This is a genomic window from Ruminococcus sp. RTP21484sp1_RTP21281st1_A8_RTP21281_210402, from assembly GCF_040914025.1.
Lineage (GTDB): Bacteria > Bacillota > Clostridia > Lachnospirales > Lachnospiraceae > Blautia_A > Blautia_A faecis.
Map to the genome: position 1 here is coordinate 1 of NZ_JBCPGE010000088.1, position 5,604 is coordinate 5,604.

The 5,604-nt window shown below is 36.3% G+C and carries 9 protein-coding genes; 8 read left to right on the forward strand and 1 reads right to left on the reverse strand.

Features of this window, described 5'->3' with window-relative positions; translation table 11 throughout:
• Positions 1-108: 108 nt before the first annotated feature.
• From AB5170_RS22190 to AB5170_RS22220, 7 genes are all read left to right on the forward strand, one after another.
• The gene (locus AB5170_RS22190; RefSeq protein WP_177968944.1) at positions 109-1,056 is read left to right on the forward strand and encodes a ParM/StbA family protein; all 948 of its coding nucleotides are present in this window, start codon (positions 109-111) and stop codon (positions 1,054-1,056) included.
• Complete coding sequence (locus AB5170_RS22195) at positions 1,053-1,403, forward strand: hypothetical protein (protein ID WP_177968943.1); 351 nt, start codon at positions 1,053-1,055, stop codon at positions 1,401-1,403. The genes AB5170_RS22190 and AB5170_RS22195 overlap by 4 nt, the downstream gene beginning before the upstream one ends.
• Before the next feature lie 17 nt (positions 1,404-1,420).
• Positions 1,421-1,816: a zinc ribbon domain-containing protein gene (locus tag AB5170_RS22200; protein WP_177968942.1), complete on the forward strand. Its 396-nt coding sequence runs from the start codon at positions 1,421-1,423 to the stop codon at positions 1,814-1,816.
• A 382-nt stretch (positions 1,817-2,198) separates the two neighbouring features.
• Positions 2,199-2,630, forward strand: coding sequence for a sigma factor-like helix-turn-helix DNA-binding protein (locus tag AB5170_RS22205; RefSeq protein WP_177968941.1), 432 nt, complete (start codon positions 2,199-2,201; stop codon positions 2,628-2,630).
• A gap of 2 nt (positions 2,631-2,632) precedes the next feature.
• On the forward strand, positions 2,633-2,815 hold the full coding sequence (locus AB5170_RS22210; protein ID WP_177968940.1) for a helix-turn-helix domain-containing protein: 183 nt from the start codon (positions 2,633-2,635) through the stop codon (positions 2,813-2,815).
• Positions 2,816-3,087: 272 nt separating this feature from the next.
• Positions 3,088-3,309 carry a hypothetical protein gene (locus tag AB5170_RS22215; protein ID WP_177968939.1) on the forward strand — a complete coding sequence of 74 codons (222 nt, stop codon included), beginning with the start codon at positions 3,088-3,090 and terminating at the stop codon, positions 3,307-3,309.
• A gap of 55 nt (positions 3,310-3,364) precedes the next feature.
• Positions 3,365-4,393 (forward strand): phosphoadenosine phosphosulfate reductase family protein, encoded by a 1,029-nt coding sequence (locus AB5170_RS22220; protein WP_173719714.1) that lies wholly within the window; start codon positions 3,365-3,367, stop codon positions 4,391-4,393.
• A 31-nt stretch (positions 4,394-4,424) separates the two neighbouring features.
• Here AB5170_RS22220 and AB5170_RS22225 read toward each other — a convergent pair whose 3' ends face one another.
• Entirely contained in the window at positions 4,425-4,673 is a 249-nt protein-coding gene (locus AB5170_RS22225; RefSeq protein ID WP_195379378.1) for a helix-turn-helix domain-containing protein, read from the reverse strand.
• Positions 4,674-4,848: 175 nt separating this feature from the next.
• Here AB5170_RS22225 and AB5170_RS22230 point away from each other — a divergent pair, with 175 nt between their 5' ends.
• Complete coding sequence (locus AB5170_RS22230) at positions 4,849-5,349, forward strand: hypothetical protein (RefSeq protein WP_173719718.1); 501 nt, start codon at positions 4,849-4,851, stop codon at positions 5,347-5,349.
• Positions 5,350-5,604 lie beyond the last annotated feature (255 nt).

Sequence of the window (5,604 nt, forward strand, 5' to 3'; positions counted from 1 at the left end):
AACCTTGAGGAGATATTTTATTTTAACAACAAAAAAATGCCGTATTTATGCGGCTTTTGGCGTTTCGCAAACGCCTACTATATTCGGATTTTGAAAGGAGAAATACATATGATTATTTCAGTGGATACCGGTAACAAACACATGAAAACAGAGAACTGTGAGTTCAATTCCGGGGTGGAAATTTTGGATACACTGCCAGGAGATATGGAAGAGGTGATTGAGTACGAGGGGAAATATTATGTGACAACCAACAGACGAATTTCGTATATGGAAGATAAAATTGCTGACGAACGATATTTCATTTTGACGTTATTTGCTATTGCAAAAGAGTTATCTTATCGAGAAAAAAACGAAGGCTTACTTTCACAAAATTTACAGGAGATTGAGCTTCTGGTAGGACTGCCGCCTGCGCATTATGGGAAACAGCGGAAAAAATTCAGGGAGTATTTTTATCGGAATGGTGAAGTGATTGAATTTGCCTATAAAGGAATTCCATACCGAATTGTTTTTAAAGAGGTAAAAGTCTACATACAGGCATATGCAGCTTATTGTCTTCTGGCGGTGAAGAAACAGTTATCGGTAGTACCGAAGGTCTTACTGATTGATATTGGTGGGTTTACCGTCGATTACATGGTTTTAAGGTTCGGACAGCTTGAAATGGAGTATGTCGATTCTTTAGAAAACGGCATAATCCGGTTGTATAACACTATAAAAGCTGCGATACGACAAAAATACAGTATTCTTTTAGATGAAGAGGACATTGATAATATCATTCTGGAAAGAGGCGGTGTCTATAAAACAGAACTAAAAGAACGTGTACGTGAGATTGCAATTGGTTACGTGACAGAATTGCTTGGCAGGTTTCGTGAGCTTGGAATTGACTTTAATACCACGCAGACCATATTTCTTGGTGGTGGCTCTATCTTAATGGCAGAATTTATTCAAATTGTATGGAAACGATATGGTGGGGAATACAGCGTTATTAATGATACAAAGGCAAATGCAAAGGGATACCGCCTACAGTATCAGGTTGAGAAAAAGGAGGAGCGTAAATGAGTAAGAAAAATGAGTACCGTTTCAATTTACGCTTTGATGAAACAGATGAAGACCATCGGAAAGTCTGCCAGTTTTTGAATGACTATTGTGGTAGCAGAAAGAAAGCGCGTTATATTGTTAAAGCGGTATTGGCTTACTGGAAATTAGAAAATAAGTCAATTGAATTGACATCAAAACCACAAGTTATCTCTGCTTTGCCAAAGGAACAGTCAGTTCCTTTGGCGGTAGAAGAGGAAAATAATAAGGAAGATCACTTTGTAAGCATAGACGGAGACTATGAAGCGGATGAAGCAGAGGTATCATTGATGCTGAAGAACTACCAGATGTTTAATAATTCGGAAGAATAAGAAAGAAGGTATGTGTAGTGCTGAATCTTAAAATATTAAGTGTTATTTGCGGTATCGAACTTGTTGGAGCAATAGGGAATGTTATGGGGGTTGCAGCAGCAAATGAAATTTTGCTTGGAGGCACCTGCTTACTGGCAGGTTATACTGTTTATTTAGGAACTGAAAATTTTCAAAAGAAAACATGCCCGGAGTGTAAAAGTAAAATTAGAAAGGCATATAGAATTTGCCCGGAATGTGGACATCTTTTTCAGAAAGGGCTGTCAGAAGAACAATTGACAGATGTTATTGAAAAGGAAAAAGAAGACGATATGAGCTTCGAGCAGATTGATAGGGTATTTGAAAAAGTAGACACTCTTTCAATAGAAGAAATCAAGGCCTATGATTCAGAACTGGATGATTTTCTAAGAAAATAGTATTTTGGGTGTTTGGCTTGGCTGTAAAAGAAAGTGTTAAATTGCATAAATTAATTATACAAAAATTGTGAAAATTCTATGAAATAATGATACCAAAGATTTTTTGAATCGTATTATATATAGAATGTAAAAGACAATATAATTCCTGGTTTCATGTTAATGTTTGCGATTATCACTATTGCGGCATGGATCAATCAGGCAGGAGGAAACAAAAAATTCATAAAACGCAGAAGGATACTCAACATTACCTGGTTTGTGCGGACTACTGGAAAGCTATTTCAGTAGTCTGTTTTAATTGTAAAAGTCGTTGTTATTATGACAAATTGCAAAGGGCTCCGCCAGCTGAAGAAGGTTTTACAGGATTACAAATTAGGGGGCAATAATGCCAGATAAAATAGATAAAGAACTAAAGAGAAAGTTTGGAGCGTATTTAAAAGTTGCAATATTGAACGCTAAAAAAGAATACCTGATAGAGCTGAATAAAATAATCAAAACAGAGACATCTTTGGATGAGGTTGATTCTATTGAGGATAAGGCTGCAGAACGCATGTTAGAGAATGTCTGTATTGATTATAAAATCAAAGATGGTGAAGAATTTCATGCGAGAGACGTATTAAATAGTATTGAGGATCCCACGCTCTATTCTGCCATTTCTGCTTTAAATACACTTCAGATTGAGATATTAGTATTGCGGTGTATTGGAAGTAAAACTTTTCGTGAAATTGGGGAACTTGTAGAAATCAGTGAGTTACATGCTAAAGATATATATTTCAATACACTTACAAAACTAAGAAAAATCATAGGAGAAAAATAGATATGAGATTTAGGGAACTTCTTAACAGGGCAAAAACGATGGATGATACTGCGATGGTTCAGATATTAGAATTATATAATCCGCTATTATATAAATATGCAAACGTAAACAGTCGATTTGATCAAGATTTATATGAGGAGTTTGTATACCGTTTGATTATATGTGTTGTGAAGTTCCCATATTAATAAATATAATAATGCAATATATTGTATTATATGGTTGACAAAATAACTATATATAGATATTATAAATACGTAATCATTTTTGTTTCTGGATTCAGAAACAGATATTTTGTTCAGGCTTATGGTCTGGAGAAAAATTTTAACCAATCATATGTACAAATAAAAGCATAGAAAGACATTGATTTATTTGAAGAATGAATGTCGGTTCTGTGCTTTTTTTGTGCGCAAAAAAGGAGGTGGCTTAGTTGAAAAATTATCAGAAAGGAGGAAAGCGAATGAAATTTAAGCCCATGGTAGTATTATATGGATCTGTGATGCAGCCATTGAAAGAAGGACAGAAAGCTCACTACTGTCAGAATGGATTGTGGCGTTCAACTGGAAAAATCATGCGAGTATTGGAGCAGAATGATGAACGTGTAAAGTTTGAGACAGATACAGTTTGCTACTGTATTAATTTCTATGAGGAGGGCACTGGTGTTGTAGCACTGGCTGCATAGGGACGAACCTACGGATATTTTCTTTCAATATCCGTAGGTTAATGGAGCTGAATAAATGTACATTCTTCAGGATGAATTGAAATTAAATGAGTGGCAATTTAGTCAGCGGAAATACCTGCCCTATGAAATAAAAGTGAAGCTTGCAGAAGCGAGAATACGTGAATGGTATGAAAACTGGTATGGAGAGGTATATCTAAGTTATTCTGGTGGGGTGGATAGCACAGCGCTTTTATATATGATACGAAAAGTATTAGGGGATGAGATACCAGCTGTATTTTCGAACACAGGCCTGGAATTCCCAGAAATTGTACGGCACGCACGTAAGGCAAGTGGTAACTATGTAGAAATTTATCCTAAATGGAAGTCTGGGAAACGGGCTTATTTTTCGGAAGTTGTGGATCAATTTGGTTTTCCTCTTATATCAAAGGAGACTGCGCTCAAAGTACGTAAACTTCGTCATGGTAATTTGAGTGACCGTTATCGTAACTATTTGCTATATGGGGATGAGCGTGGGAAATTTGGCGTATTAGCTAAGAAATGGCGATTTTTTCTTGCTACGGAATATGAGATAAGTGAAAAATGCTGTATTATTTTGAAAAAGGAACCATTTGCCAGATACGAAAGAGAAACTGGCAGGAAGCCTTATATTGGAATTACGCAAGATGAAAGCTTTGTAAGAGGACATTTGTACGCTAAAACAGGATGCAATGTTTATACTGGATCTACTATAAAAAGTCAGCCACTTGGTCCCTGGACAAGGCCAGATGTGTTACGTTATATTGTGGAACATGATATTGAAATCAGTTCTGCATACGGAGATATCTGGCAGGATGAGTTTGGACAGTACTATACAACTGGTGAACAAAGAACTGGTTGTATGTTCTGTGGCTTCGGCGCACATTTAGAGGCTGAACCAAACCGCTTTCAAAGGATGCTTGTTACACATCCAAATCACTATAATATTTGCATGAACTTAAAAAATAATGGAGTACGGTATGAAGATGCTTTGCATGATTGCGGAATACCAACAAAAACATGGGAGCAGGCAGGTCAATTGAGTCTTGATTTGAAAAATGCTGCTTAGAATGAAAACAGCCCGGTGGATAATACCGGGCTTATTTTGATTCTTCCAGGCCTTCGAAAAATGCGTCGAAGGAACAGTTATATATTTTCTTTAATTCCAATAGAACACTAATCTTAACATTGAGCTCTCCATTCTCATATTTGGCATAAGTTGTGTGGCCAATGTCACAGCCATTTCGTTGAAGCATGGCACATAGCTTTTCCTGGGAGATTCCGTAATTGTTGCGGAGCTTCTGAAGGTTTGGTCCAATGCTGATATCACATCTTAGTTTTTGTTCCATAATGCAATTCCCCTTTTTGACCAGTATAGGTGTCAATGTTGATGTTTCTATTTTATGAAAAAAGAAAAAATTATATTGTCCGTTATACTGGTCAAAACAAGGGAAAAGTGATATAGTAATAAAAAATATGGAAGGAATACAGATAAGCTATTTTACCTGTATATGAAAATGAAAAATGAAATTTGAAGCATTTTATAAGGAAGCATATGATGCAGAAATGGAAGAGCTATTTTCTGATCATGCTTCAGAAACAGAAAATAAGCCATCAAAGGATTCCTGTGATTTGTTAATGAAAAAAGCAGATCTGGAGTTTTCTCAGTACAAGTTAGTGAAAAGTGAAAAATGTTATGATTATTTGCTGGGAAATCTTTATCCAAAAGCTGCCGAGATTGCAAAGATGCAGGGCGGAAATCTGATATTAGACATTGATGAAGAGAGGCACACAGGAAAGCTGGAATACTGGGGAGCTTTTTTGATGAGTACATCGGGAGACACACTTCTAATGGATTTTCTTGTATCTGCAATGACAATGGCAGATCAGTTTTCATTTGAGGTAAAAGACTCTCTTTTACATTTGGAGTTTTTCTTTGAATTATATAATCTGGTAAAGATGAAAAATTATTCCAAGGAGATTGAACAGCTGGGACTAAAAATCAAAAAGTTAAATACACGGTAGTGTTTTGCTATCCAAATGAAGCTATAATGCAACCGTTATGGAATTGACATATGATTTCGTAACGAATAGAATAATACTATAAAGTTCTGTGCATGCGGAACCTGGTGCATGAGAGAGCCAGGAACTTTATAAAAAGTATGAAAAGACAGCCATTAGAAAAGTGGTTGTCTTTTTTTTCGCGTGTGTCCAGCAAAGCTGGACTACACTTGCCGGTGTAAGTCCGGTCACGGTAATCGCCAGTGAGCCGTGTAGTTA